This window comes from Paracoccus jeotgali, from assembly GCF_002865605.1.
GTDB lineage: Bacteria > Pseudomonadota > Alphaproteobacteria > Rhodobacterales > Rhodobacteraceae > Paracoccus > Paracoccus jeotgali.
This window is the reverse complement of sequence record NZ_CP025583.1, coordinates 1,525,256-1,551,388: the sequence shown is the minus strand read 5'-3', so window position 1 is coordinate 1,551,388 and position 26,133 is coordinate 1,525,256. Positions and strand designations below refer to the sequence as shown.

Annotated in this window: 19 protein-coding genes; 13 read left to right on the top strand and 6 right to left on the bottom strand. The window is 67.5% G+C overall.

Annotated elements, in window-relative coordinates; translation table 11 throughout:
- Nucleotides 1-19 precede the first annotated feature (19 nt).
- Complete coding sequence (locus CYR75_RS07570; protein ID WP_101499494.1) at nucleotides 20-1,279, top strand: glycerate kinase type-2 family protein; 1,260 nt, start codon at nucleotides 20-22, stop codon at nucleotides 1,277-1,279.
- A 19-nt stretch (nucleotides 1,280-1,298) separates the two neighbouring features.
- Here the strand turns inward: CYR75_RS07570 and CYR75_RS07565 are convergent, their stop codons facing one another.
- Together CYR75_RS07565 and CYR75_RS07560 are read right to left on the bottom strand one after the other, a co-directional pair.
- The gene (locus CYR75_RS07565; RefSeq protein ID WP_101499493.1) at nucleotides 1,299-4,412 is read right to left on the bottom strand and encodes a multidrug efflux RND transporter permease subunit; all 3,114 of its coding nucleotides are present in this window, start codon (nucleotides 4,410-4,412) and stop codon (nucleotides 1,299-1,301) included.
- Nucleotides 4,413-4,415: 3 nt separating this feature from the next.
- Nucleotides 4,416-5,774 (bottom strand): efflux RND transporter periplasmic adaptor subunit, encoded by a 1,359-nt coding sequence (locus tag CYR75_RS07560; RefSeq protein ID WP_192876693.1) that lies wholly within the window; start codon nucleotides 5,772-5,774, stop codon nucleotides 4,416-4,418.
- Between the two features lie 203 nt (nucleotides 5,775-5,977).
- On the opposite strand from CYR75_RS07560, the gene CYR75_RS07555 reads away from it, so the two are divergent.
- The 4 genes from CYR75_RS07555 to CYR75_RS07540 all read left to right on the top strand — a co-directional run bounded on the left by CYR75_RS07555 (nucleotide 5,978) and on the right by CYR75_RS07540 (nucleotide 12,720).
- Nucleotides 5,978-8,251: an NADP-dependent malic enzyme gene (locus CYR75_RS07555; protein WP_101499492.1), complete on the top strand. Its 2,274-nt coding sequence runs from the start codon at nucleotides 5,978-5,980 to the stop codon at nucleotides 8,249-8,251.
- Between the two features lie 155 nt (nucleotides 8,252-8,406).
- Complete coding sequence (locus CYR75_RS07550) at nucleotides 8,407-9,666, top strand: urate hydroxylase PuuD (protein WP_101499491.1); 1,260 nt, start codon at nucleotides 8,407-8,409, stop codon at nucleotides 9,664-9,666.
- Between the two features lie 205 nt (nucleotides 9,667-9,871).
- On the top strand, nucleotides 9,872-11,347 hold the full coding sequence (locus tag CYR75_RS07545) for a mannose-1-phosphate guanylyltransferase/mannose-6-phosphate isomerase (protein ID WP_101500935.1): 1,476 nt from the start codon (nucleotides 9,872-9,874) through the stop codon (nucleotides 11,345-11,347).
- Nucleotides 11,344-12,720: a phosphohexomutase domain-containing protein gene (locus tag CYR75_RS07540; protein WP_101499490.1), complete on the top strand. Its 1,377-nt coding sequence runs from the start codon at nucleotides 11,344-11,346 to the stop codon at nucleotides 12,718-12,720. Before CYR75_RS07545 ends, CYR75_RS07540 begins: the two co-directional genes overlap by 4 nt.
- On the opposite strand, the gene CYR75_RS07535 is transcribed toward CYR75_RS07540, so the two are convergent.
- From CYR75_RS07535 to CYR75_RS07525, 3 genes are all read right to left on the bottom strand, one after another.
- Nucleotides 12,717-14,369 carry an FMN-binding glutamate synthase family protein gene (locus tag CYR75_RS07535; RefSeq protein WP_101499489.1) on the bottom strand — a complete coding sequence of 551 codons (1,653 nt, stop codon included), beginning with the start codon at nucleotides 14,367-14,369 and terminating at the stop codon, nucleotides 12,717-12,719. The genes CYR75_RS07540 and CYR75_RS07535 overlap by 4 nt on opposite strands.
- Before the next feature lie 161 nt (nucleotides 14,370-14,530).
- Nucleotides 14,531-15,466, bottom strand: a complete 936-nt coding sequence (locus CYR75_RS07530) for a tellurite resistance TerB family protein (RefSeq protein WP_101499488.1) — start codon at nucleotides 15,464-15,466, stop codon at nucleotides 14,531-14,533.
- 1 nt (nucleotide 15,467) lies between these two features.
- Nucleotides 15,468-15,890 carry a hypothetical protein gene (locus CYR75_RS07525; protein WP_158644613.1) on the bottom strand — a complete coding sequence of 141 codons (423 nt, stop codon included), beginning with the start codon at nucleotides 15,888-15,890 and terminating at the stop codon, nucleotides 15,468-15,470.
- 262 nt (nucleotides 15,891-16,152) lie between these two features.
- On the opposite strand from CYR75_RS07525, the gene CYR75_RS07520 reads away from it, so the two are divergent.
- From CYR75_RS07520 to CYR75_RS07510, 3 genes are read left to right on the top strand one after another with little or no spacing between them, the layout of a single operon-like run.
- Complete coding sequence (locus CYR75_RS07520; protein WP_225972897.1) at nucleotides 16,153-16,605, top strand: molybdopterin-dependent oxidoreductase; 453 nt, start codon at nucleotides 16,153-16,155, stop codon at nucleotides 16,603-16,605.
- A complete protein-coding gene (locus tag CYR75_RS07515; RefSeq protein WP_101499485.1) occupies nucleotides 16,602-17,924 on the top strand; it encodes a sensor histidine kinase in 1,323 nt (440 codons plus the stop codon). The genes CYR75_RS07520 and CYR75_RS07515 overlap by 4 nt, the downstream gene beginning before the upstream one ends.
- Complete coding sequence (locus CYR75_RS07510; RefSeq protein WP_101499484.1) at nucleotides 17,921-18,886, top strand: response regulator; 966 nt, start codon at nucleotides 17,921-17,923, stop codon at nucleotides 18,884-18,886. Before CYR75_RS07515 ends, CYR75_RS07510 begins: the two co-directional genes overlap by 4 nt.
- On the opposite strand, the gene hemE is transcribed toward CYR75_RS07510, so the two are convergent.
- On the bottom strand, nucleotides 18,883-19,929 hold the full coding sequence (gene hemE, locus CYR75_RS07505) for a uroporphyrinogen decarboxylase (RefSeq protein ID WP_101499483.1): 1,047 nt from the start codon (nucleotides 19,927-19,929) through the stop codon (nucleotides 18,883-18,885). The two genes, CYR75_RS07510 and hemE, sit on opposite strands and share 4 nt — an antisense overlap.
- A 76-nt stretch (nucleotides 19,930-20,005) precedes the next feature.
- Here hemE and hemC point away from each other — a divergent pair, with 76 nt between their 5' ends.
- From hemC to CYR75_RS07480, 5 genes are all read left to right on the top strand, one after another.
- A complete protein-coding gene (hemC, locus tag CYR75_RS07500) occupies nucleotides 20,006-20,986 on the top strand; it encodes a hydroxymethylbilane synthase (protein WP_101500934.1) in 981 nt (326 codons plus the stop codon).
- Complete coding sequence (locus CYR75_RS07495) at nucleotides 20,986-21,570, top strand: TetR/AcrR family transcriptional regulator (RefSeq protein ID WP_101499482.1); 585 nt, start codon at nucleotides 20,986-20,988, stop codon at nucleotides 21,568-21,570. The genes hemC and CYR75_RS07495 overlap by 1 nt, the downstream gene beginning before the upstream one ends.
- A 69-nt stretch (nucleotides 21,571-21,639) precedes the next feature.
- Entirely contained in the window at nucleotides 21,640-23,553 is a 1,914-nt protein-coding gene (dnaG, locus tag CYR75_RS07490) for a DNA primase (protein ID WP_101499481.1), read from the top strand.
- Between the two features lie 121 nt (nucleotides 23,554-23,674).
- Nucleotides 23,675-25,636 (top strand): RNA polymerase sigma factor RpoD, encoded by a 1,962-nt coding sequence (gene rpoD / locus CYR75_RS07485; protein WP_101499480.1) that lies wholly within the window; start codon nucleotides 23,675-23,677, stop codon nucleotides 25,634-25,636.
- 91 nt (nucleotides 25,637-25,727) lie between these two features.
- Entirely contained in the window at nucleotides 25,728-26,129 is a 402-nt protein-coding gene (locus tag CYR75_RS07480) for a BLUF domain-containing protein (protein ID WP_101499479.1), read from the top strand.
- Nucleotides 26,130-26,133: the final 4 nt, after the last annotated feature.

Below are 26,133 nucleotides of genomic sequence, written 5' to 3'. Positions count from 1 at the left end.
GACAGGGATCGGGGCAGGGATGGACGACAAGGCGGTTCTGATCTCGCTGTTCCAGACGGCCGTCGCGGCGGCCGATCCGATGCGCTTCATCGCCCGCAACCTGCCGACCCGGCCGCAGGGGCGGGTGCTGGTGGTCGGCGCGGGCAAGGCGTCCGCCCGCATGGCCGAGGCGGTCGAGGCCGCGTGGGGGCCGTGCGAGGGGCTTGTGATCACACGCTACGGCCATGCCCGACCGACCCAGGGCATCCGCATCATCGAGGCCGCCCATCCGGTGCCCGACACGACCGGGGTCACCGCCACGCAGCAGATGCTGGATTTGCTGCGTGGGCTGACGGCGGATGATCTGGTTCTGGCGCTGGTCTCGGGCGGGGCCTCGGCGCTGCTGTGCAAGCCTGCCGGGGCGATGACGCTGCAGGAAAAGCAGGCGGTGAACGCGTCCCTGCTGCAATCGGGCGCACCGATCGAGCAGATGAACCTGCTGCGCAAGCATCTGAGCGGGGTCAAGGGCGGCCAGCTTGCGGCGGCGGCGGCGCCGGCGCAGGTGGTGGCGCTGCTGATCTCGGACGTGCCGGGCGACGATCCGGCGATGATCGGATCGGGGCCGACCGTGGGCGATCCCTCGACCCCGGCCGAGGCGATGGCGGTGGCCGAGCGCTGGGGCATCCCGCTGCCGCCCTCGGCGCACAAGGTGCTGTCGGGGCCGACCGGGGTCGTGCCGCCGGGCGATCCGCGCCTGTCGCGGGTTCGGAACCATGTCGTGGCCGCCCCGGCGCAGTCGCTTGCCGCCGCTGCCGATGACGCCCGCAAGGCAGGGTTCGAAGTGCAAATCCTGGGCGATGATCTGGCCGGCGAGGCGCGCGAGGTGGCCCGCGCTCACGCCGCACGCGCGCTGGCGGCGCAGGCAGAGCGCACCCCCGCAGACCCGCCGCTGCTGATCTTGTCGGGGGGAGAGTTGACGGTGACGCGCCGGGGTGACGGCATTGGCGGGCCGAATGCGGAATATGCGCTGGCGCTGGCCCTTGCGCTGCAAGGGGCGCAGGGCATCCACGCCATCGCCTGCGACACCGACGGCGTCGACGGCGCGGCCGAGGTGGCCGGGGCGACGGTCGCGCCCGATACACTGGCAAGGGCGCATGCGGCGGGGCTCGATGCCGATGCGGCGCTGGCGCGCAATGACGCGCACAGCTTTTTCGCGGCGATTGGCGATCAGGTGGTGACCGGCCCGACGCTGACCAACGTCAATGACTTCCGTGCGCTGCTGATCCGCCCGGCAGAGTGACGGGCCCAAGCCGACAAAGCTACTCGCGCACCGGCTTCGGCGCTGCCCGCAGCGGGCCGCCCAACCGCCGCACCGCCACGTAGAACGCCGGCACCAGAAAGATCCCGATCACCGTCGCGGCGATCATCCCGCCCATCACCCCGATCCCGATCGAGTTCTGCGCCGCCGCCCCCGCGCCCCGCGCCGTGGCCAGCGGCACCACGCCCATGATGAAGGCAAGCGAGGTCATCAGGATCGGCCGCAGCCGCAGCCGCGCGGCCTCGGTCGCGGCCTCGGCGGTGCTACGGCCCTGCAGTTCCAGCACGCGGGCGAACTCGACGATCAGGATGGCGTTGCGCGCGGCTAGCCCGATGGTGGTCAGGATCCCGACCTTGAAATAGACGTCGTTCGCCTGCCCGAAGATCAGTGCCGCCGCGACTGCGCCCAGAATACCCACCGGGACCGACAGCAGCACCGAAAACGGCACCGACCAGCTTTCATAGATCGCCGCCAGCGACAGGAACACGACCAGCGCCGACAGCGCATACAGCATCGGCGCCTGACTGCCGGATTGCTGCTCTTGCAGGGACAGCCCGGTCCAGGCGACGCCGAACCCGCCCGGCAGATCGCTGACCAGATCCAGGATCGCGTCCATCGCCTGACCGGAACTGGCCCCCGGCGCCTCGGTCCCCGACATCGAGATCGCGTCGCTGCCCTGATAGCGTTGAAGGCGCGGGGCGACCGGCTCCCAGTAATAGCTAGAAAAGGCGCTGAAGGGGACCATCTCGCCCGCGCTGTTGCGGGCATACCAGGCCTGCAGATCCTCGGGCTGCATCCGGAAACGGGCCGCGCCCTGCACGATCACCGGCCGCAGCGAGGCGCCAAGGGCGAAATCATTCACCTCGCGCCCCGAAAAGATCACCGACAGCATGGCGTTCACATCTGCGATCCGCAGCCCCAGCGTTTCCGCCCGCTGGGTGTCGATCTGCAGGCGCAGCGCGGCGTCATCCTCATCCCCCCGGCCGCGAAGATCGGCGATCATCGGATGCGCGTCGGCGGCGTTTTCCAGCGCGGCCGAGGCCTCGCGCAGCGCCTTGAGGCCCTGACCGGTCTGGTCGATCAGATAGAAGCTGAAGCCCGACTGATCGCCCAACCCCTGTATCGGCGGGGGCTGGACGAAAAAGATGCGTCCGGCGCGGTGGTCGCCAAAGCGCTTGTTGGCGCGGCGGGCGACGGCGCTTGCGGATTGCACCTCGTCCGGGCGCAGGTCGAAATCGCGCAGCTTGACGTAGAGCATCGCGCGCGACTGCCCGCTGCCCGAGATCCCGAAACCGAGCGCGCCGAAGACGGATTCCACCGCGTCCTCCTCGTTCAGCAGATAGGCCTCGATCTCTTCGACGACGGCCTTGGTCTGCTGTGCGGTCGAGCCTTCGGACAGGCTGATCTGGGCCATCAGCACGCCCTGATCCTCGGTCGGCAGAAAGGTGGAATTGAGCCGGGTGAACAGGTGCCAGGCGCCGCCCGCGATCAGCGCCAGCAGCACCAGCGCCAGCACCGGGCGGCGGACCAGACGGGCGACCGCGGCGCCGTAACCCTGCGACAGCCGATCGAACCCGGCATTGAACCAGCGCGCGGGCGCAAAGCGCGGCGGGCCGCGATGCGGGCGCAGCAGGCTGGCGGTCTGTGACGGCGTCAGGATCAGCGCGGCGGCCAGCGACAGGCCCATGGCGGTGATGATGGTGACGGAAAATTGCCGATAGACGACGCCCGTCGCCCCGGCCATGAAGCCCATGGGCAGGAACACCGCCGCCAGCACGGCGGCAATGCCGATCAGCGCGCCGGTGATCTGGCGCATGGACTGCTCGGTCGCCTCGACCGGGCCGATGCCGTCCTCGCGCATCACGCGTTCGACGTTTTCGACCACGACGATGGCGTCATCGACCAGAAGGCCGATGGCCAGCACCATGGCGAACATGGTCAGCGTGTTGATCGAATAGCCAAGGGCCGCCAGCACGGCGAATGTCCCCAGGATCACCACCGGCACCACCACCACCGGGATGATCGTCGCCCGCCAGCTTTGCAGGAAGATCAGGATCACCGCGACGACCAGCACGATCGCCTCGACCAGCGTCTGCCAGACCTTGTTGATCGAGCGTTCGACAAAGGGCGAGGTGTCGAAGGCCACCTGCAGCTCGACCCCCTGCGGCAGGGCGTCGTTCAACTGCGCCAGCACCGCGCGCACGCCGCGCGCCGTATCGACCGCGTTGGCGCCGGTTTCCAGATTGACCCCGAACCCGGCCGAGTTCATCCCGTTGAACCGGCTGTCCGAGCCATAGCGGTTCTGCCCGATCTCGATCTCGGCCACGTCGCCAAGCCAGACGGCGGCGCCTTCCTCGTCGGTTTTCAGCAGGATGCGGCGGAATTCCTCGACACTCGCAAGCTGGCTCTGGGCGGTGATGGTGGCGGTGAACTGCTGGCCCGGCACCACCGGCTGCGCCCCCAGCGAGCCGACCGAGACGATGGCGTTCTGAGCCGAGACCGCCGCCGTGATGTCCGTGGGCAGCAGCCCGTATTGCACCAGCCGGAACGGGTCGAGCCAGATCCGCATCGCATAGCCCGAGCTGAAGACGTTGATCCCGCCGACGCCGGTGACGCGCTTGACTGGCCCCTCGACCACCTCTTCCAGCAGGTTGCCGAGTTCCACCGTCGAATAGCGCCCATCCGCCGACACCAGCGAGCCGACCATCAGCATGGACGAGCTGGACCGCGAGATGCTGACCCCGTTCGACTGCACGACCGAGGGCAGGCGCGATTCGATGCTGCGGACCTTGCCCTGCACATCGTTCAGCGCGTCATTCGGCTCGACCCGCTCGTCAAAGGTCAGGGTCAGCGACGAGCGGCCCTGAAACGAGTTCGATTCGTAATAGACCAGCCCCTCGATCCCGGTCAGCGCATCCTCGATGGGGGTGGTGACAGAGTTCTGCACCGCCTCGGCCGTCGCGCCGGGATAGCTGGCGCTGATGCGGACGGTGGTGGGGGCGATGTCGGGATATTGCGAGACCGGCAGCCCGAGCAGCCCCGCCACCCCGGCCAGCATGGTCACGATGGCCAGAACCCAGGCGAAGACCGGGCGATGGATGAAGAACTGTCCCACCCCTCAGCCGTCCCGGGTCGGGGCGGGCTGCGCGGTGGCGGGCGGGCGCGGCGCGGCGTCGCCCTCGGCCGCTTGCGCGGCGTCGCCATCCGCCGCTTGCGCGGCGTCGCCCTCGGCCGCCTGCGCGGCGTCGCCCTCGGCCGCCTGCGCGGCGTCGCCCTCGGCCGCCTGCGCGGCGGCGGGGTCGGTGTCGGGCGTCACATCGCGAACCACGCCGCTGTCGTCGATGGTGACGGGGGTGGTGGTGACCTCGGCCCCGTCGCGCAGATTTCCCAAGCCGTCGAGGATCAGCAGGTCGCCCTGTTGCAGCCCGTCCGTCACCAGCCAAGCGTTGTCATGGGTGCCTTCCTCGGTCAGCGCGACCTGAACCGCGCGGCCGTCACGGGCCACGAAGGCGGCAAGCTGCCCATCGGCGCTGCGCGTCGTCGCCCGCTGCGGGACCAGAAAGGCGTTCAACTGCCCGACCGTCATCGTCACCCGGACGAACTGGCCGGGCAGGATCAGCCGGTCCGGATTGGCGAATTGCAGCCGCAGCGTCGTCGTGCCGGTGGTGGCCGACACCCGGCTGCCGGGGCTGAGCATCCGCCCCGTCTCGGGATAGTCGGCGCCGGTTTCCAGCGTCAGCCGGGCGGCGGGCGGGGCGCTGTCGCGCTGGATGCGGCCATCGGCCAGCCGCTGCATGTGGCGCAGGACATGGGCGCGCGATTCCATCACATCGACATAGATCGGGTCCAGCTGGACGACCGTCGTCAGCGGCTCGGACTGGCCGGCCTGCACGATGTCGCCGACGCTGAACGGGCTGACGGCGGCGACGCCGGCGATGGGGCTTTCGATATCGGTGCGCTGCAGCGCCAGCCGCGCCAGATCGCGCCGGGCCTGCGCGGTGGCGACGCCGGCCTCGGCGGTGGCAAGGGCGGTCTCGGCCTGTTCAAGCTCGGCCCGGCTGACGCCGGAATTGCGCAGCGCGCGGTAGCGTTCGGCGGTGGCAAGCGCACCGTCGCGGGCAGCCTCGGCCGAGGCGACCGAGGCCTCTTCCGCGGCAAGCTGGGCGGCCAGGGTCTCGTCCTCGAGCCGGAACAGGATCTCGCCCACCTCGACCTCGTGGCCGGGTTGATAGGGGATGTCGGTGATCGCGCCGCCGACGCGGGGACGAATGGCGGCCATCTGATAGGCCACGGCCCGGCCCGGCAGCTCGACCCGGACCGGCACATCACTGCGCGTCATCGGCATCACGCCCACCGTCACCGGCCCCTGCGGCCCGCCCTGAAACTGCGCCAGCGCCACGCCCGGCGCCAGCGTCGCCACCGCGATCAGCGCCAGCAGGGCGCGCCGCAGGGCCGGAAAGGGGGGGTGCGTGATCATGTCAGCAACTTCGCCGCGCAGACCGGGCGCGGCAAGTCCCAAACGCGTGAGGCACGGTGCCGCAACCCGCGCCCCGGATTTCGCCCCGGATTTGCCTGCGATTTCCACAAGCTGTTTCCGGCAAGTCTGCCATTGCAAAAACGGACGTAACAATGCGCAAATGAACCCCTAAGCGCGTTCAACGCGAAAAGGGAGGACTTGCCGTGCCGAACGATGAACTGCCAAGCGACCGCCGCCAGGAAGCGCTGGATTACCACGAATTTCCGCGCCCCGGCAAATTGGAGATCCGCGCCACCAAGGCCATGGACACCGGCCGCGACCTGTCCAACGCCTATTCGCCGGGCGTCGCCGAAGCCTGTCTGGAAATCCAGAAGAACCCGCAGGACGCGATGCGCTATACCGCCAAGAGCAATCTGGTGGCGGTGATCTCGAACGGGACGGCGGTGCTGGGTCTGGGCGATATCGGCGCGCAGGCCTCGAAACCGGTGATGGAGGGCAAGGCGGTCCTGTTCAAGAAATTCGCCGGCGTCGACTGCTTCGACATCGAGGTGAACGAGACCGATCCCGAAAAGCTGGCCGATATCGTCTGCAAGCTGGAACCCACCTTCGGCGCGGTGAACCTGGAAGACATCAAGGCGCCCGAATGTTTCCTGGTCGAGCGGCTGTGCCGCGAGCGCATGAACATCCCGGTCTTTCACGACGACCAGCACGGCACCGCCATCGTCGCCGCCGCCGCCGCCACCAATGCGATGCGGCTGGCGAAGAAGAACTTCGAGGATATCAAGGTGGTGGCCCTTGGCGCGGGCGCGGCGGGGATCGCCTGTCTGAAGATGCTGATGGTGATGGGCGTCAAGCGCGAGAACATCATCATGCTGGACAGCAAGGGCGTCGTCCACACCGGCCGCAACGATCTGAACGCGGAAAAGGCCGAGTTCGCCCGCGACACCGAAATGCGCAGCACGCTGGACGCGATGGAGGGGGCGGACCTGTTCCTTGGCGTCTCGGGCCCCGGCCTGCTGACGCCCGAGATGGTGTCGCGCATGGCGCCGCGCCCGATCATCTTTGCGCTGGCGAACCCGACGCCCGAGATCATGCCCGACCTCGCCCGCGAAGCCGCGCCCGACGCGCTGATCGCCACCGGCCGCAGCGATTATCCCAATCAGGTCAACAACGTGCTGTGCTTCCCCTTCATCTTCCGGGGCGCGCTGGATGTGGGCGCGACCCAGATCAATGACGAGATGAAGGTCGCCTGCGTCGAGGCCATCGCCGCCTTAGCGCGCGAGACGATCTCGGCCGAGGTCGGGCAGGCCTATCGCGGCGAGACGCTGACCTTCGGCCCCGAATACCTGATCCCCAAGCCCTTCGATCCCCGCCTGCTGCCGCGCATCGCGGTCGCCGTGGCGCGGGCGGCGATGGAATCGGGCGTGGCCACGCGCGAGCTGGATCTGGACGATTATCACCGCCAGCTGAAATCGCGCGTCTATCGCAGCTTTTCGATCATGCGCAACGTGTTCGAGGCCGACCGCATGGCCAGCCGCCGTCTGGTCTTTGCCGAGGGCGAGGACGAACGCATCCTGCACACCGCCCGCGAATTGATCGAGGACGGCCACGACACCCCGATCCTGATCGGCCGCCCCGAGGTCATCGCGCAGCGCCTGAACCGCGAGGGCATCTCGATCGACATCGACGCGATCGAGATCATCAACCCCGAAAGCGACGCCCGTTACCGCGACTATTGGTCGGCCTATCACCAGCTGATGCGCCGCCGCGGCGTGACGCCGGATCTGGCCCGCGCCATCTTGCGGACCAACACGACCGTCATCGCGGCCATGATGGTGCATCTGGGCGACGCCGATTCGCTGATCTGCGGCACCTTCGGCGAATATCGCTGGCACCTGAAATACGTCTCGGAAATCCTCGGCCGCGACAGCTATCACCCGGTGGGCGCGCTGTCGCTGATCATTCTGGATCAGGGGCCGCTGTTCGTGGCCGACAGTCAGGTGAACCTGTTCCCGACCCCGGTCCAGATCGCCGACACGGTGATCGGCGCCGCGCGCCACATGCGCCGCTTTGGCGTCAAGCCGCGCATCGCGCTGTGCGCCAGCTCGCAGTTCGGCAATATGGAGACGCGGTCGGGCCGCAACATGCGCGACGCGCTGGACATCCTCGACGAGATGGAGCTCGACTTTGAATACGAGGGCGAGATGCCCGCCGATGTCGCGCTGGAACCCGAACTGCGCGAAAGGCTGTTCCCTGGCAGCCGCCTGACCGGGCGCGCCAACTGCCTGATCTATCCCAATGCCGAGGTCGCGGGCGCGGCGCGCAACATGCTGCGCTCGGTCGCGGGCGGGCTCGAGGTCGGGCCGATTCTGATGGGGATGGGCAACCGCGCCCATATCGTCACCCCCGGCATCACCGTGCGCGGGCTGATGAACATCGCCGCCCTCGCCGGCAGCAACGTCTCGACCTACAGTTGAGGCTTTGCGGGGCTGCGACCGCCCGGCGCGCGTCGCGGCCCCGGCTTTCGGGTTTTGTTTGAAAGTATTTGGGAAATATCCCCATTAACGGGCGGTCCCGGCTTGCGTTAGCGTGACTGCACACACGCCCGGAAATCAGCCGAGGAGATGCCTTGATGAGTGAATTCGCCATTATGTGGGACTGGCTGGCCTTTGCGGTGCGATGGCTTCACGTCATCACCGCAATCGCCTGGATCGGCTCCAGCTTCTATTTCGTGGCCCTCGACCTGGGGCTGCGCAAGGCCCCGCATCTGCCGCCCGGCGCCCATGGCGAGGAATGGCAGGTCCATGGCGGCGGCTTCTATCACATCCAGAAATATCTGGTCGCGCCGGCCAACATGCCGGACCACCTGATCTGGTTCAAATGGGAAAGCTACAGCACCTGGCTGTCGGGCGCGGCGCTGCTGATGATCGTCTACTGGGTCGGGGGCGAGCTGTTCCTGATCGACCCGGCCAAGGCGGATCTGGCGCTGTGGCAGGGCATCGCCATCTCGGCGCTGTCGCTGTCGATCGGCTGGCTGGTCTATGACCGGCTGTGCAAATCCCCGCTGGGCGAGCGTCCGACGGTTCTGATGCTGCTGCTGTTCGCGCTGCTGGTGGTCATGGGCTACGCTTATAATCAGGTCTTCACCGGCCGCGCCGTCATGCTGCATCTGGGCGCCTTCACCGCCACCATCATGACCGCCAACGTGTTCTTCATCATCATGCCAAATCAGCGCATCGTGGTGAAGGATCTGCAGGAAGGTCGCAAACCCGACCCGAAATACGGCAAGATCGCCAAGCTGCGCTCGACCCACAACAACTACCTGACGCTGCCCGTCGTGTTCCTGATGCTGTCGAACCATTACCCGCTGGCCTTCGCAACCGACTATAACTGGCTGATCGCGGCGCTGGTGTTCCTGATGGGCGTCACCATCCGGCACTTCTTCAACACCATGCATGCCGGCGGCGGGATGAAGTGGTGGACCTGGGCCGCGACGGTGCTGCTGTTCATCGGGGTGATGTGGCTGTCGACCGCGCCGATGCGGATGGTCAGCTATGAGGACTCTGAGGCGCGGGTGCTGTCGCCCGCGCAGCAGAAATTCGCGGATGCGGCGGGTTTTGACGAGGTGATGGGCATCGTCCCCGGCCGCTGCGCCATGTGCCACGGCCGCGAGCCGGGCTATGACGGCATCCATTACGCGCCCAAGGGGCTGCTGCTGGAAACCCCCGACGACGTGACCCGCGCGGCCCGCCAGATCTATCTGCAGGCCGGGCTGACCCACGCCATGCCGCCCGCCAATGTGAGCTATATGGAAGAGCCAGAGCGGCAGGCGATCGTCGCCTGGTACCGCGCCGCGACCGGCGCCGATCCGCGTCGGGTCGCCAGCAATTGAAGAGCACGGCACGCGCTGTTCTCGCGCGCTGCTGATCCGGTGCCGAGACGGACAACTTTGGCGCTCGGCAGCCGTGCCGGGCGCCGCCGGCGTCTCGGCCGCTGCTCATCCTGTGATTGCATGATTGCCAGACTGGGCCGCGCAGCGTAATCATCACCCGATGCCGCTGCGCCTTTGCCAGCCTGGCAAGATTGCGGATGACATCATGGATCACGACAACCCTCATATCGTTCCGGTTCTGCTGTGCGGAGGCTCGGGCACGCGCCTCTGGCCCCTGTCGCGGAAATCCTATCCCAAGCAATTTGCGCAGCTTCTGGGGGACGAGACGCTGTTCCAGCAGGCCGCCCGCCGCTTTGTGCCGGCGCAGGGCACCGACGCCCCCGAAGCGCCGGTCTTTGACGCGCCGCTGGTCGTCACGGGCAGCGATTTCCGCTTTATCGTGGTCGAGCAGTTGCAGCAGATCGGCCTTGACCCCGGTGCGGTGCTGATCGAACCCGAGGGCCGCAACACCGCCCCTGCCGTGCTGACCGCCGCCTATTACCTGCTGGCCCGCGACCCGCAGGCGATCATGCTGGTGGCGCCCTCGGATCATGCCATTCCCGACCCGGCCGCGTTTCGCGCCGCGGTGGGGCGCGGGCTGTCGGCGGTGCGGAATGGCCGGATCGTGACCTTCGGGATCACCCCCGACCGCGCCGAGACCGGCTATGGCTATCTGGAACTCGCCGCCGCGCCCGATGATGCGGGTGCCGTCGATCTGGTGCGCTTCGTGGAAAAGCCCGATGCCGAGGCGGCGCGGGCGATGCTCGCATCCGGCAATTTCCTGTGGAACGCGGGCATCTTCCTCGCGCGGGCGGCGGATATGGTTCAGGCCTTCCACACCCACGCCCCCGAGGTGGTCGAGCCGGTCTCGGCCGCGCTGAAATCCGCGACCGCGGATCTGGGCTTTCTGCGGCTCGACCCGCGCGCCTATGCCAAGGTGCCCTCGATCTCGGTCGATTATGCGGTGATGGAAAAGGCCGGCAATCTGGCCGTGGTGCCGTTTTCGGACGGCTGGTCCGATCTGGGCGGCTGGGACGCGGTCTGGCGGGCGCAGGACCCGGACGAACAGGGCGTGGCGCTGTCGGGGCCTGCCCATGCGATCGGCTGCCGCGACAGCCTGCTGCGCGCCGAATCCGACGCGCAGGTGCTGATCGGTATCGGGCTGGACAACATCATCGCCATTGCCATGCCCGACGCGGTGCTGGTGGCGCGCAAGGACCGCGCGCAGGACGTCAAGCTGGCCGTCGATCTGCTGCGCCGCCAGCAGCAGACGCAGGCCGAGATGCTGCCCCGCGATTACCGCCCCTGGGGCTGGTACGAGACGCTGGTGCTGGGCGGCCGTTTTCAGGTCAAGCGCATCGTGGTCAATCCCGGCGCCTCGCTGAGCCTGCAAAGCCACCACCACCGGGCCGAGCACTGGATCGTCGTCGAAGGCACCGCCAAGGTGCAGATCGACGACGAGACGCGGCTGATCACCGAAAACCAGTCGGTCTATATCCCGCTGGGCGCGGTCCACCGGATGGAGAACCCGGGCAAGCTGCCCATGGTGCTGATCGAGGTGCAGACCGGCAGCTATCTGGGCGAGGATGACATCATTCGTTATGACGACATCTATGCGCGCGGGCAGGGGGCCAAGGGATGACGCTGACCTGCTTCAAGGCCTATGACATCCGCGGCCGGCTGGGCGACAATCTGGATGCGGGCATCGCCTATCGGATCGGGCGCGGCTTCGCGCGGGCGCTGGGGGCCAGGACGGTCGTGCTGGGGCGCGATATCCGGCAGCGCAGCCCCGAGCTGGCCGGGGCCGTGGCGCAGGCGTTGATGGATGAAGGCGCCACCGTGCTGGACCTTGGCCTTGCCGGCACCGAGGAGATGTATTTCGCCACCGCCGATCTGGGCGCGGATGGCGGGATCACCGTCACCGCCTCGCATAATCCGATGGATTACAACGGGATGAAGATGGTGGGCGCGGGTTCGGCACCGCTGTCGCCCGCGCAGATGGACCAGATCCGGCAACTGGCCGAGGCGGATGAGTTCGGCCCCGCCGTGCCCGGCGGCGCGCGCCGCGACGTGGCAAAAGCGGCGCGGGCGGCCTATGTCGCGCGGGTGGTCGAGTTCGCCGATCTGGACGCGCTGCGCCCGCTGCATCTGCTGGTCAATTCCGGCAACGGCACCGCTGGCCCGACCCTCGACGCCATCGCCGAGGCGCTGGCCGCCAAGGGCGCGCCGCTGCGCTTTACCCGGCTGCATCACCAGCCCGATCCCAGCTTTCCCAACGGCATCCCCAACCCGCTCTTGCCCGAGAACCAGCCGGTGACCGGGCAGGCGGTGCTGCATCACGGCGCAGATCTGGGCATCGCCTTCGACGGCGATTTCGACCGTTGCTTCTTCTTTGACGAAACCGGCGCCTTCATCGACGGCGAATATATCGTCGGCCTGCTGGCGCAAGAGTTCCTGACCCGCGAGCCGGGGGCTGCCATTGTCCACGACCCGCGCATCATCTGGAACACCCGCGACATCGTGGCAAAGGCGGGCGGGCGGGCGATTCAGTCGCGCACCGGGCACGCCTTCCTCAAGGCCGCGCTGCGCGAAACCGGCGCCGTCTATGGCGGCGAGATGTCCGCGCATCACTATTTCCGCGACTTCGCCTGCTGCGACAGCGGCATGATCCCGTGGCTGCTGGTCGCGGGGCTGCTGTCGCGCTCGGGCCAGCCGCTGTCGTCGCTGATCGCGGCGCGGCGGGCGGCGTTTCCGTCCTCGGGCGAGATCAACTTCGTCGTCGATGACGCCGCCGCCGCCCGCGCAAGGGTCGAGGCCGCTTTCGGCCCCGCCGCGATCGGGCGGGACGAGACCGACGGGCTGTCGCTGGATCTGGGCGATTGGCGCTTCAACCTGCGCGCCTCGAACACCGAACCCCTGCTGCGGCTGAACGCGGAATCGCGCGGCGACCGCGCCTTGCTGGCGGACGGCGTGGCCCGACTGCGCCGCCTGATCCAGGGCGGCGCTGACGGCTAGGCGCGCTTCATGCTGCGCGGAAACGGCCCGTGCGGAATTTCCGGCGGGTCAAAGCTGTGCGCGCTGGCCCGGCCCCAGCGGGCATACCAGTCGGCGAGTTCGGGGATCTCTTCATCCGACAGCAGGAAGCCTTCGGGCAGATAGGGATAGGCCTCGTTCCCGTCGCGGAACTCATTGTCCTTTTGCCGGAACATGAAGTGATAGGGCATGAAATCGCTGGGATTTCGCAGCCCCGCCGCGCCCGCGATCTCGCCCAGGGCGTGCATGGTGTTGCGGTGGAACCGCGCCACGCGCTCGCTTTTGTCGCCCACATCCAGCGCGCGCTGGCGCAGCGGGTCCTGCGTCGCGATGCCCACCGGGCAGGTGTTGGTGTGGCAGGATTGGGCCTGGATGCAGCCGATGGCGAACATGAAGCCGCGGCCCGAATTGCACCAGTCCGCGCCCAGGGCAAGCGCGCGGGCGATGTCGAAGGCCGAGACGATCTTGCCCGCGACGCCGATGCGGATCTCGTCCCGCAGCCCGGCGCCGCGCAGGGCGTTGTGGACGAAGGTCAGCCCCTCGAGCATCGGCATGCCGACGCGGTTGACGAACTCGACCGGGGCCGCGCCGGTCCCGCCCTCGGCCCCGTCGATGACGATGAAATCGGGGCGGATGCCGGTCTCCAGCATCGCCTTGACCATGCTGAGAAACTCGCGCCGGTGCCCGATGCACAGCTTGAACCCGACCGGCTTGCCGCCCGACAGGTCGCGCAGCTGCTTGATGAACTGCATCAGCCCGATCGGCGTCGAAAAGGTGCTGTGCGCGGGCGGCGAGATGCAGTCGACGCCCATCGGAATGCCCCGCGCCTCGGCAATCTCGGCCGAGATCTTGGCGGCGGGCAGCATCCCGCCATGACCGGGCTTGGCGCCCTGGCTCAGCTTGATCTCGACCATCTTGATCTGCGGATCGGCGGCGATGGTGGCAAAGCGTTCGGGCGAAAAGCTGCCATCCGGGTTGCGGCACGAGAAATAGCCCGAGGCGACCTGAAAGATCAGATCGCCGCCGCCCTCGCGGTGAAAGCGGCTGACGCTGCCCTCGCCCGTGTCCTGCGCGAACCCGGCCATGCGCGCGCCCTTGTTCAGCGCCAGGATCGCATTGCCCGATAGCGCCCCGAAGCTCATCGCCGAGATGTTGTAGAGGCTGGCGGAATAGGGTTGCAGGGAGTCCGGCCCGCCGACGGTGACGCGGAAATCGCTGTCGGTATTGGCGACAGGCGTCGCCGAATGGGTCAGCCAGGAATAGCCCGAGCCATAGACATTCTCGATCGTGCCGAAGGGCCGCTTGTCCTCGACCCCCTTGGCGCGCTGATAGACGAGCGCGCGGGCATCGCGGCTGAACGGCACCTCGTCGCGGTCTCCCTCGATCATGTATTGGCGGATCTCGGGGCGGAAATTCTCGAACAGAAAGCGCAGATGGCCGATGATCGGATAGTTGCGCAGGATCGCGTGCCGCCGCTGGATCAGGTCATAGATCCCCAGCAGAAACAGCAGAACCGGCACCGCCGCCGCCGCATACCAGCCGAAACTGCCGGTCCGGACCGCCGCCACAAGCGCCGCCAGGGCCAGCAGGCCCGACAGCGCGAAAATGGTGTATCGCTTGAGAATCTTCATCGCTTTTCCAACATGGGCGGGCTGCGCCCGGCCGCGACATATAGGTGTCTGCGGCCGGGGGCACCCTTGATGCGACTCTGGTCATAGCAGTTCGGCGCAGCCAAGACAGCCCCCGGGGAGCGACCCCGAGGGTGGTGCCACCCGCCTTCGACGCGCGGTCGCTATTTTTCCCGCGACATCCGGCCGCGCAGGCTCTGAAATGCGGTTCTGGCACCGGCGCTGACCGCCGATCCGCCGCTTTTCGCCATATCCGTCGCCTTGGACGAATATTGCCCTGCCTTGCGCGTCAATTTGGCTTGGGTGGACAATGCCGCGGCGAATTCGCGTTCGACCGCGTCGATGGCCAATGTTTCGGCCTCGTCATGTTCGCCGTCGGCCTCTGCAATCTCGATCAGGAAATCCTTGATCACCTTCCGCATCGCGTCCGGCTCGCAGTCCGGGTTGTCCAACTGAAAATCTGCCAACGATTTCGCCATTGCCTTCAGGCTTTGATCGCGGATCTGCAATTCCAGCAGAGGCAAAGCCTTGCGGGCATAATCGGTCGAAATTCCCCATTCCTCGGAGAAATAATTCACAACCGCTTCGCGCTCGCTCTCGTCGACAGGTCCGGAAAATGATGCGACCTTCAGCGCCAGCCCGGCAATCATGTCGAACAGCGTGGCGCCCAGAATGTCGATGGGGGTATTGATGAATTTCGGGATTGTTTCGACCTGCCTCGAGGTTCCGCCCTTGATAGCGCGCATTGCGCCGAAATAAACGCCCCCCGAGGCAATCCCCGCCGCAGCCGTTGCGACCAGCGCCAGCGGCGCGGTCGCGGGTGCGGTGGCGAGACCGACGGCTATCGCCGCCTTCGTCATCAACCCGACCTTGGCAGCGGGAATCAGAGTGGCGGCAAAACCTGCGCCAGTCGAACCCAAGAAAAAGGCACTCTTAGCGTCAGTGAAAAGGTCATAGACATTCAAGAGTTTCTGGCTGGTGTAGGCGTCCTCGCCGATGCCAAGCTTCAACTTGAATTTGTTGCTATCCGCGACCACCATCTCGACCTGGTTCAGGTCGTCGACGAGCCTCTCGGTCGCCTGCTGCTGTTCCTGGTCCATCTCAGGCCTCCGTCAAGGCGCGAAACGCATCGATGAAACCGTCCACGCGTGCCCGGAAGTCGTCGGCAGTGAAATCCTTCAGCGCACCCATGGCAATACCCATCGCCAGCAATAGAGGTCCCATGATCCGCCTAAGCAACTTGCCCAACAGCGGAATAGCGTCAATCACCCCGGCGAGCACATAGGCAACGATGATCCCCAAGGCGATTCCGGGAAAAGCGCGCAAAAGGCTTAGCGCAAAGTCCAGAAGCTTTCGGCCGATGGCGAGGATCTTGCCGCCGACAGTGACCGTGATGTCGGCGAGTTCAAAGAGCAGCGCCTTGACATCGGCGGGAAGGTCCGTCCGCTCCAACATCTGCCGGATCTTGCGAGTGGGAGGCGCGGAATTCAACTCACGCGCAAGGCTGTCAAACGCTGTACTCATCAAACAACACCATACCGAGAAAACGCTTTCGTGAAGATAGAAGCGATGTGCGAGGCGGACAAGCTTTTGTTTCGCTCGTTGCTTTCCGTTCGAGGCCCTGTTCGTTTCGCCCGGCTTACGAGTGACAAGGCGCGAATTGCATGTCCTGCGCCTGACCGCTTTTGCGAAGTGACTCGGGTCTGGCCCATAAGACAAGGGATTGATCTGGCCGCTTTGGCGATTCCGGTGCTAGGCTCTGCGAATGCGAGTATTTCTGTCCAATTTGACCCTCACCGCCCTGCTTACCCTGACCCTTCCGGCCCATGCCGATCAGCCGATCCTGACGCTGACCGGCAAGGTCTCAGGCGGCCATGTCGCGATCAGCCGGGCGCAGCTCGAGGGGCTGGGCTGGCACGAACTCGTCACCTCGACCAGCGTCACCGATGGGCCGCAGCGGTTTCGGGGGGTGCTGATGCGCGACCTGCTGGCGCTTGCCGGGGCGCAGGGGGACAGCGTGCGGGCGACCGCGCTGAACGATTATGTCATCGACATCCCGGCCAGCGATTTCGACCGGTTCGACGTCCTCGCGGCGCTCTACATGAATGGCGAGGCGCTTGGACCGCGCGACAAGGGGCCGGTCTGGATCGTCTATCCCCGCGACGATTTTGCCGAGCTTCAGGATATCCGCTATGACATGCGCTGGGTCTGGCAACTGGTCGGGCTCGAGGTCAGATGACCCCGCTGCGGGCGCGGTTTCTGGGTATGGGGGGGCTGGTCGTGGTCTGTCTGGGCCTGCTGGGGCTGGCGGCGTGGCATCTGGTCGCGCTTGAACGGCAGATGCGGATTTCGGCGACCGAGAACATGATCTGGATCTTTGGCCAGACCCAGGCCGAGGCGCTGCATCTGGCGCTGGCGCTGTCGGACGGCGCCGATCCAGCGGCGGTCGAGACGCGCTTCGATCTGCTGCTGTCGCGGCTGGGCCTGCTGGATCAGGGGCCGCAGCGGCGGTTTCTGCAGGCGGCGGGTGTGTTTGACGTGCTGTCGGGCTGGAGCGCGACGCTGCTGGACAACGACCCGGCGGCGGGGGGCGACCTTGGCGCGCTGGCCGAGGATGTGACCCGCCTGACTGCCACGCTGCGCGGCAGCGCCAGCCTTGCCATGTCGCATGAATGGCAAGAGCAGGCGGCGCATCTGGATCGGCTGGGGCACCTGCATCGGCTGGCGCTGATGGCGGTGCTGGTGGCGGGGCTGGCGGGGCTGGGCCTCGCGCTAATCCTCATCGACCGCGAGCGGCGGCTGATGCGCGCGCGCCTCGACCGGATCGAGGCCGCGCGGCTGGCCCATGCGCTGGAGCGAGAGCGTGAGCTGTCCGAGAACCACCGCCAATTCGCCGATCTGATCGCCCATCAGCTGCGGACGCCGCTGGCGGTGATCGACAGCGCCATGCACCGGCTGACCCGGCACGGGGCCACCGCCTCGGCCGCGCTGATCGCCGAAAAGGCCGCCGTCTCGCGCGAGGCGGTGGCGCGGCTGGTCAGCCTGTCGGACACCGCGCTGATGATGTCGCGGCTAGAGCGGGATGCGATCCAGCCCCGGCTGCGCGCCCATGATCTGCACGAACTGGCGCAGACCTGCGTCGAGGGGCTGGCCCGCTCGCGCCCCGCTGATGCCGCTCGCGTCACGGTCATTGCGCCCGAGACGCCCGTCACCGCCGCCTGCGATCTGTCGCTGACCTCCGAGATCCTGTCGAACCTAATCGGCAATGGGTTGGCCTATGCGCCGCCGGAAAGCCCGGTCGAGGTCGCTGTGGGTGCGGATCACGGGCAGGTGTGGTGCCGGATCAGCGATCGCGGGCCGGGAATGAGCGCGGCGGATCTGGCGCGCGCCTTCGACCGGTTCCGGCGCGGGGCGGGGCAGGGCAGCGTCCCCGGCTCTGGCCTCGGGCTGACGCTGGCGCGGCATCTGGCGCGGCTGCAGGGGGGCGAGGTGACGCTGGCGCCGCGGGCGGGTGGCGGGCTGACCGCGACCCTGACGCTGCCGAAGCCCGCGCCATGACCGCGCCGCTGATCCTGTGCATCGAGGACGAGCCCGCGCTGTGCGACGACATCGCCTTTGACCTGCGCGATGCCGGATATGAGGTGCTGACCGCCGCCGACGCAGATCAGGCGCTGACGCTGCTGGAAGGCCAGCGCCCCGATCTGATCCTGTGCGACATCGTCATGCCCGGCATGGACGGCAAGGCGCTGCTGGCCCATCTGCGGCAGCGGCGGCCCGATCTGGACGTGGTGCCGTTCTTGTTTCTGACCGCATTGACCTCGCGCGCGCAGGTGATCGACGGGCGGATCGCGGGGGCGGACGATTATCTGACCAAGCCCATCGACTATGACCTGCTGCGGGCGACGGTGGCGGCGCGTCTGGGGCAGGTGACGCGGCTGCGCGACGCGCAGCCGGATGGCGCGGGGCTCGCGGCGCTGGACCTGCTGTCGCTCGGTGTCGTGCTGCTGGGCGCGGAGGGCAGCGTCGTTCACGCCAACCTGTCCGCCCGCAAGCTGGCACCTTTGGCCGGGATCACGCTGTCGGGGCGGGTCAGCGGCATAGGCGAGGATGGCCGCCGGCTGGCCGCCCTGATCGACCGCCTGCTGACCCCCGGCGGCGATGCCGAAGAGGCGCTGCGCCTGCAGGCCGGGGCGGCGGTGATGGTCGCGGGGCTGCGTTTGCGCCAGGACGGGCCGGGGGGTCGGGCGCGCGCGATGCTGGTCCTGCGCGACCCTGACCGGGTCGCGCCGATGGGTGATGCGATGCTGGGCCAACTGTTCGGCCTGACCCCGACCGAGGCGCGGGTCGCAAGCCTGCTGGCCGAGGGGCTGCGCCGCGACCAGATCGCGGCGCAGATCGGGATCTCGCAGACCACCGTCGCCTTTCACCTGCGCAACATCTTCGGCAAGACCGGGGCGGGGCGTCAGGCCGAACTGGTCGGCCTGATCCTGTCCATGCCGCTGGTGACGGGCGAGGTCTAGGCGCTGTCGCCCGGGTCCATCGCGCGGATCGTTTCCACCATCAGCGCGACATTGTCGGGATCGGCGTCTGGGGTGATGCCGTGGCCGAGATTGAAGATATGCGGCCCGCCCCGGAACGCCTCGACCACGCGCCGCGTCTCGTCGATCAGGGCCTGACCGCCCGTGACCATGTGTCGCGGGTCCAGATTGCCCTGCACGCAGCCGTCGCGTTGCACATGCGCCGCCGCCCATGCCGGATCGACCGACTGGTCGAGCGCCACGCAATCGGCGCCGGTCGCGCGGGCGAAGCCTTCGTAACGGGGGCCCGCCTCGCGCGGGAAGGCGATGACCGGGATGCCGGGGTGACGCTCTTTCAGCGCGGCGATGATGCGGCGGGCGGGGGCGAGTGAGAATTCGTCGAAATCCTCGCCCTTCAGGCTGCCGGCCCAGGAATCGAACAGCTTGACGACCTCGGCCCCGGCCTCGATCTGGGCCGAGAGGTATTCGATGGTCGCCTCGGCGATGCGGTCGATCAGCGCCGAAAAGGCGGCCCGATCCTCGGCCTTGAAGGCATGGGCCGGGCCCTGATCCGGGGTGCCGCGCCCGGCGACCATATAGGTGGCCACCGTCCAGGGCGCACCGGCAAAGCCGATCAGCGTGGTGTCGCGGGGCAGTTCGCGGGTCAGGATGCGCAGCGTCTCGTACACGGGCGACAGCGTTTCATGCACATCCGCCGCCGGTTTCAGCGCCTTCACGCCGCTTGCATCGGTAATCGTGGACAGGCGCGGCCCCTCGCCGGTGACGAACCAGACATCGCTGCCAAGCGCCTGCGGGATCAGCAGGATATCGGCAAAGAGGATGGCCGCGTCGAAGCCGAAGCGGCGGATCGGTTGCAGCGTCACCTCGGCCGCGAGTTCGGGCGCGTAGCACAGCGACAGAAAGTCGCCCGCCTCGGCCCGGGTGGCGCGGTATTCGGGCAGGTAACGTCCCGCTTGCCGCATCATCCAGACCGGCGGCGTGGGCAATGTCTCGCCGGCCAGGGCGCGGAGGATCTTCTTGGTCATCGCACTCTCCTTTGCGGCCCTTCATCGCAGGGGGCGGGCCATTGTCAAGGCGGGGCGCCGCGGCTATGGCTGGCCCATGACACATTGGCCCGACCCCGAAAACACCCTGAAAATCGGCACGCGCGGATCGCCGCTGGCATTGGCGCAGGCCCATGAAACCCGCGATCGGCTGATGCTGGCCCACGGGCTCTCCGCCGACGCCTTCGAGATCGTCGTGATCAAGACCACGGGCGACCGCATCATCGACCGCCCGCTGAAAGAGATCGGCGGCAAGGGTCTGTTCACCCGCGAGATCGAGGATGCGCTGCTGGACGGCGGCATCGACATCGCCGTCCATTCGATGAAGGACATGCCGGTGCTGCAGCCCGACGGGCTGGTGATCGACTGCTATCTGCCGCGTCAGGACGTCCGTGACGCCTTTGTCAGCCCCCATCACGCCAGCATCGCCGATCTGCCGCAGGGCGCGGTGGTCGGCAGTTCCAGCCTGCGCCGGCGCGCGCAGCTGGCCCATCGCCGCCCCGATCTGCAACTGGTCGAGTTCCGCGGCAATGTGCAGACGCGGATGAAGAAGCTGCAAGAGGGCGTGGCGCAGGCGACCTTCCTTGCCATGGCCGGGCTGGTGCGGCTGGGCCGCGTCGATCTGGCCCGCAGCGAGATCTCGTCCGAAGAGATGCTGCCGGCCGTGGCGCAAGGCGCCATCGGGATCGAGCGGCGGCGCGACGATGACCGCGTGGCCACGCTGCTGGCGGCGATCAACGATGCCGACACCACGCTGCGGCTGCTGGCCGAGCGGGCGTTCCTGGCCGGGCTGGACGGGTCCTGCGAGACGCCCATCGCCGGGCTGGCGCTGCTGCGCGACGGCCGCCTGCATCTGCGGGGCGAGATCCTGCTGCCCGACGGCTCTGCCGTGTTTCGCGGCACGCGCGAGGGCGCGGCGGATGACGGGGCCGCGATGGGCCGCGATCTGGCTGCCGAGCTGCGCGCGCAGGCGCCCGAGGACTTTTTTGACCTGATCGGCAGCGCGGCGGGGCGCGGCTCTCCGCCAATCCCGCGCTGATGGCGCGGACGCAGGGATCGCGGGCCGACATCACCGGCCCGCTGATCCGCGACGCGGCCCGCAGCCTGTTCGCCCGGCACGGCTATGCCGCCGTCTCGATGCGCCAGATCGCGCAGGCGGTGGGGGTGCAGGCGGGCACGCTCTATGCCTATACCGCCGACAAGCAGGCGCTGCTGGCCGATCTTCTGTCCGATCACATGACGCTGCTGCTGGAAAGCTGGCAGGACGATCCCGCCGCCGCCGTCACCGCGCGGCTGGATGCCTTTGTGCGGTTCCACATCGACACCAGCCTCGACCATGCCGACGGGGTGTTCCTGTCCTATATGGAGCTGCGCAGCCTGACACCCGACAACCACGCCCGCATCGCCGCCCTGCGTCGCCGATATGAAAACGGGCTGCAGAACATCCTGGATGACGGGGTCGCGGCCGGGGTGCTGCGCGTCGATGACACGCGGCTGGCGACCATGGCGCTGATTGCGATGCTGACCGGGGTGACGAACTGGTATCGCTCGGGCGGGCGGCTGGATCGGCAGGCGCTCTACCGTCATTACGGTGCGCTTGTCCGGGGGGCGGTGGGGGCGTAAGCTTCGGCCGGTCCGGGTGTCGCCGTTTCGGCCACCGCGCCTTCCTGTCAGTTTCAGTCCGGGTTCCAGATGTCGATCTCGCCTGCTTTCCTTGATGAATTGCGTGCCCGGGTGCCGATCAGCCGCATCATCGGGCGCAAGGTGACATGGGATCTGCGGCGCTCGAATCAGGCCAAGGGCGACTGGTGGGCGCCGTGTCCGTTTCACGGCGAAAAGACCGCGTCCTTTCACGTCGATGACCAGAAGGGCTTTTTCTATTGCTTCGGCTGCCACGCCAAGGGCGACGCGGTGGGATTCCTGCGCGAGGCCGAGGGGCTGGATTTCATCGAGGCGGTCAAGGTCCTCGCCGCCGAGGCGGGGATGGCGATGCCCGACCGCGACCCGGCCGAGGCCCGCCGCGCCGACCGCCGCGCCACGCTGGCCGACGCGATGGAGGCCGCGACGCGGCATTATCGCCTGCAACTGGGCACCGGGCAGGGGGCGGCGGCGCGCGACTATCTGACCGGGCGCGGGCTGGACGCCAAGGCCATCGAGCGGTTCGAGATCGGCTTTGCCCCCGACAGCCGCCAAGGGCTGTTCACCGCCTTGCGCGAAAAGGGCATCCCGCCCGAGACGATCGTCGAGGCCGGGCTGGCCGCGCGGCCCGATGACGGCGGCGCGCCCTTTGACCGGTTCCGCGGCCGCATCATCTTTCCCATCCGCGACGCGCGCGGCCGGGCGATTGCTTTTGGCGGGCGGGCGATGGACCCGAATGCGCGGGCCAAATACCTCAACAGCCCGGAAACGCCGCTCTTCGACAAGGGCCGCAGCCTCTACCATGTCGGCCCGGCGCGGGCGGCGGTGGCCAAGGGCGCGCCGCTGATCGTCGCCGAAGGCTATATGGACGTCATCGCCTTGGCGCTTGCGGGGTTCGGCGGCGCGGTGGCGCCCCTCGGCACCGCAATCACGCAGGATCAGCTGCGCCTGATGTGGCGCATCTCGCCCGAGCCGGTGATCATGCTGGACGGCGACAGCGCCGGTCAGCGCGCGGCGCTGCGGCTGATCGATCTGGCGCTGCCGATGACCGGGCCGGGGCAGGCGCTGCGGTTCGCGCTGCTGCCGGCGGGGCAGGACCCCGACGACCTGCTGCGCGCGCGCGGCCCCGCGGCCATTCAGACCCTGCTGGACGAGGCCCGCCCTCTGGTCGATCTGCTGTGGCAGCGCGAGACCGAGGGCCGCGATTTCGACAGCCCCGAACGCCGCGCGGGGCTGGATGCGAGCCTGCGCAAGGCCATCGCGGTGATCCCGGACGAGGCCACGCGCAACCACTATACGGCGACGCTGAAGGAACGCCGCCACGCGCTGTTCGGCGGCAGGCGCGGCGCCGGCCGCCTGACCCCCAGCCCCGGCGAGCGGCGGCGCGGCGTCAGCTTTGGCACGCCGCCGGTTCTGGCCCAGACCCGCGCCACCGCCCTTGGCCAGCAGGACGCCGCCGAATCGACGATGGAGGCGATGGTGCTGGCGCTGTGCGCGACCTATCCGGGACTTGCGGCGCGGGTCGAATCGCGGCTGGAACTGCTGGCGCCGCAGGACCCGGCGCGTGCGGCGCTGTGTCACGATCTGCTGGCCGGCACGGAAAGCACCGATGGCCAGCAGGCGTTGCAGCGCATCATGGGCGATGCCTATGTCCGCGCCTCGCCGCTGATCCGGGCGCCGGTGGAACTGGACCGGGCCGCCGCCGTGCTGGTCAATCTGCTGGACAAGATCGAGGCCCGCCGGGCCGCGCTGTCGGAATTGCTGCGCGCCGAGGCCGAGATTCAAGGGCTTGTCGATGAGGGGCTGACCTGGCGCATGGGCGAATCGGCGCGGGCGCGCCACCGCGCCGAACATCCCGAACTTGCCGACAGCGCCGATCTGGACGAGGATCGCGACGCCCTGTCGGCCCGGCTGGCCGCCTATGCCGGCACCAAACGCCGGCCGCGATCGGGCGAGGGGCAGGGGTGATTCGGCCCGAATCACCTGTTCATATGTGGGGCGACCTATCAACCGCGCCGCATCTTGTCTAAAACACCTCGCATCCCCATCTGATTCGGCACCCCCGAATCACTTTGACGACAGGATGACCATGGCCGCCAAGGACGACGATACCTCCCGCGACGACAGCCAGGACAACGCACATTCTCTGGATATCTCTCAGGCGGCGGTCAAGAAGATGATCGCCGAGGCGAAAGAGCGTGGCTTCATCACCTATGACCAGCTGAACGCGGCCTTGCCCCCCGATCAGGTCAGTTCCGACCAGATCGAGGATGTGATGTCGATGCTGTCCGAAATGGGCATCCAGGTCGTCGAGAACGAGGAAGAGGGCGACGAGCCCGAAGGCGGCGAGGTGGCCACCACCGCCGGCTCTCGCGAGGTCACCGTCGCCACCACCGAGACCGAAAAGCTGGACCGCACCGACGACCCGGTGCGGATGTATCTGCGCGAGATGGGCAGCGTCGAGCTGCTGTCGCGCGAGGGCGAGATCGCCATCGCCAAGCGGATCGAGGCCGGTCGGAACACGATGATCCTCGGGCTGTGCGAAAGCCCGCTGACCTTCAAGGCCATCACCATGTGGCGGCAAGAGCTGCTGGACGAAGACATCCTGCTGCGCGACGTCATCGACCTCGACGCGACTTTCGGTCAGGCCATGGAGGAAGAGGCCGAGGAAGAGCTGGCAGCGAACGCGGCGTCCCCCAACAAGCCCGAGCGCGAGCAGGAAACCGATGCCGACGGCAACCCTCTGCCCGATGATGACGAGGACGAGGATGACGGCCAGAACCTGTCGCTGGCCGCGATGGAGGCGAGCCTCAAGCCGCAGGTGCTGGAAACGCTGGAAGCCATTGCGCTCGACTACGAAAAGCTGGCCGACATGCAGGATCAGCGCATGTCCGCGACGCTGAACGAGGATGGCAGCTTTTCCGCCGGGGCCGAGGACGCATATCAGAAGCTGCGCAGCGAGATCGTGACGCTGGTCAACTCGCTGCATCTGCACAACAACCGCATCGAGGCGCTGGTCGACCAGCTTTACGGCATCAACCGCCGGATCGTCACCATCGACAGCGGCATGGTCAAGCTGGCCGACGCCGCCCGCATCAACCGGCGCGAGTTCATCGACGCCTATCGCGGCGCCGAGCTTGACCCGACCTGGGTCGAGCGGATGTCAGCCAACAAGGGCCGCGGCTGGCAGGCGCTGTTCGAACGCAGCCTCGACAAGGTCGAGGCGCTGCGCGGCGACATGGCCGAGGTCGGCCAGTATGTCGGCGTCGATATCGAGGAATTCCGCCGCATCGTGAACCAGGTGCAGCGCGGCGAACGCGAGGCCCGTCAGGCGAAAAAGGAAATGGTCGAGGCGAACCTGCGTCTGGTCATCTCGATCGCCAAGAAATACACGAACAGGGGCCTGCAATTCCTTGATCTCATTCAGGAAGGCAATATCGGCCTGATGAAGGCCGTGGACAAGTTCGAATACCGCCGCGGCTACAAGTTCTCAACCTATGCGACCTGGTGGATCCGTCAGGCGATCACGCGGTCCATCGCGGATCAGGCCCGCACCATCCGCATCCCGGTCCACATGATCGAGACGATCAACAAGCTGGTCCGCACCGGCCGCCAGATGCTGCACGAGATCGGCCGCGAGCCGACGCCCGAGGAACTGGCCGAAAAGCTGCAGATGCCGCTGGAAAAGGTTCGCAAGGTGATGAAAATCGCCAAGGAACCGATCAGCCTCGAAACTCCCATCGGGGACGAGGAAGACAGCCAGCTGGGCGATTTCATCGAGGACAAGAACGCGGTTCTGCCGCTGGATTCCGCGATTCAGGAAAACCTGAAGGAAACCACGACCCGCGTGCTGTCGTCGCTGACCCCGCGCGAGGAACGCGTGCTGCGCATGCGCTTCGGCATCGGCATGAACACCGATCACACGCTGGAAGAGGTCGGCCAGCAGTTCAGCGTGACCCGCGAACGCATCCGCCAGATCGAGGCCAAGGCCCTGCGCAAGCTCAAGCATCCGTCGCGTTCGCGCAAACTGCGCAGCTTCCTCGACCAGTAAAAGTTGCTGTTTATCAACCGGCGCGAGTTTTTGCTTGCGCCGCACGGCCAGCGGGTCCTAGCCTTGTCTGGCCATTTTTTTAGTGTGATTCATGCAACTTGCCCATTTGTTTTACCGCAGTTCCGGCCGGCTCGATGCGTTCGACCGCGATTGCGACGACATCCTTTCGGTTGCGCGCCAGAGAAACGGCGAGGCGGGCCTGACCGGGTTTCTGCACGCAGAAGACGGCATGTTCCTGCAATGGATCGAGGGGGCGCCGGAACTGCTGGACCCGGTCATTGCCTCGATCCTGGCCGACACGCGCCACCGAGACATTACCATCCTGGGCCAAGGCCCTGTCGCCGCACGAAAATTTCCGTCGTGGTCGATGGGGTTCTCGCAGGGCCGGACGGCGCCGCTGTTCGAATGGCTTGCCAAGGACGACGCGAACTCCCGCGACGTCACCGCCTATGCCCAGAGCCTGCAGCGCTTCCTGCTCGCCCGCGCGGCCTAGGCCG

Bases quoted from the DNA above. Each gene is read 5' to 3' on its own strand.
- CYR75_RS07570 (WP_101499494.1), top strand. From the start codon at position 20: ATGGACGACAAGGCGGTTCTGATCTCGCTGTTCCAGACGGCCGTCGCG.
- CYR75_RS07560 (WP_192876693.1), bottom strand. From the start codon at position 5,774: ATGATCACGCACCCCCCCTTTCCGGCCCTGCGGCGCGCCCTGCTGGCG.
- CYR75_RS07550 (WP_101499491.1), top strand. From the start codon at position 8,407: ATGAGTGAATTCGCCATTATGTGGGACTGGCTGGCCTTTGCGGTGCGA.
- CYR75_RS07545 (WP_101500935.1), top strand. From the start codon at position 9,872: ATGGATCACGACAACCCTCATATCGTTCCGGTTCTGCTGTGCGGAGGC.
- CYR75_RS07540 (WP_101499490.1), top strand. From the start codon at position 11,344: ATGACGCTGACCTGCTTCAAGGCCTATGACATCCGCGGCCGGCTGGGC.
- CYR75_RS07535 (WP_101499489.1), bottom strand. From the start codon at position 14,369: ATGAAGATTCTCAAGCGATACACCATTTTCGCGCTGTCGGGCCTGCTG.
- CYR75_RS07530 (WP_101499488.1), bottom strand. From the start codon at position 15,466: ATGGACCAGGAACAGCAGCAGGCGACCGAGAGGCTCGTCGACGACCTG.
- CYR75_RS07525 (WP_158644613.1), bottom strand. From the start codon at position 15,890: ATGAGTACAGCGTTTGACAGCCTTGCGCGTGAGTTGAATTCCGCGCCT.
- CYR75_RS07515 (WP_101499485.1), top strand. From the start codon at position 16,602: ATGACCCCGCTGCGGGCGCGGTTTCTGGGTATGGGGGGGCTGGTCGTG.
- CYR75_RS07510 (WP_101499484.1), top strand. From the start codon at position 17,921: ATGACCGCGCCGCTGATCCTGTGCATCGAGGACGAGCCCGCGCTGTGC.
- hemE (WP_101499483.1), bottom strand. From the start codon at position 19,929: ATGACCAAGAAGATCCTCCGCGCCCTGGCCGGCGAGACATTGCCCACG.
- hemC (WP_101500934.1), top strand. From the start codon at position 20,006: ATGACACATTGGCCCGACCCCGAAAACACCCTGAAAATCGGCACGCGC.
- CYR75_RS07495 (WP_101499482.1), top strand. From the start codon at position 20,986: ATGGCGCGGACGCAGGGATCGCGGGCCGACATCACCGGCCCGCTGATC.
- dnaG (WP_101499481.1), top strand. From the start codon at position 21,640: ATGTCGATCTCGCCTGCTTTCCTTGATGAATTGCGTGCCCGGGTGCCG.
- rpoD (WP_101499480.1), top strand. From the start codon at position 23,675: ATGGCCGCCAAGGACGACGATACCTCCCGCGACGACAGCCAGGACAAC.
- CYR75_RS07480 (WP_101499479.1), top strand. From the start codon at position 25,728: ATGCAACTTGCCCATTTGTTTTACCGCAGTTCCGGCCGGCTCGATGCG.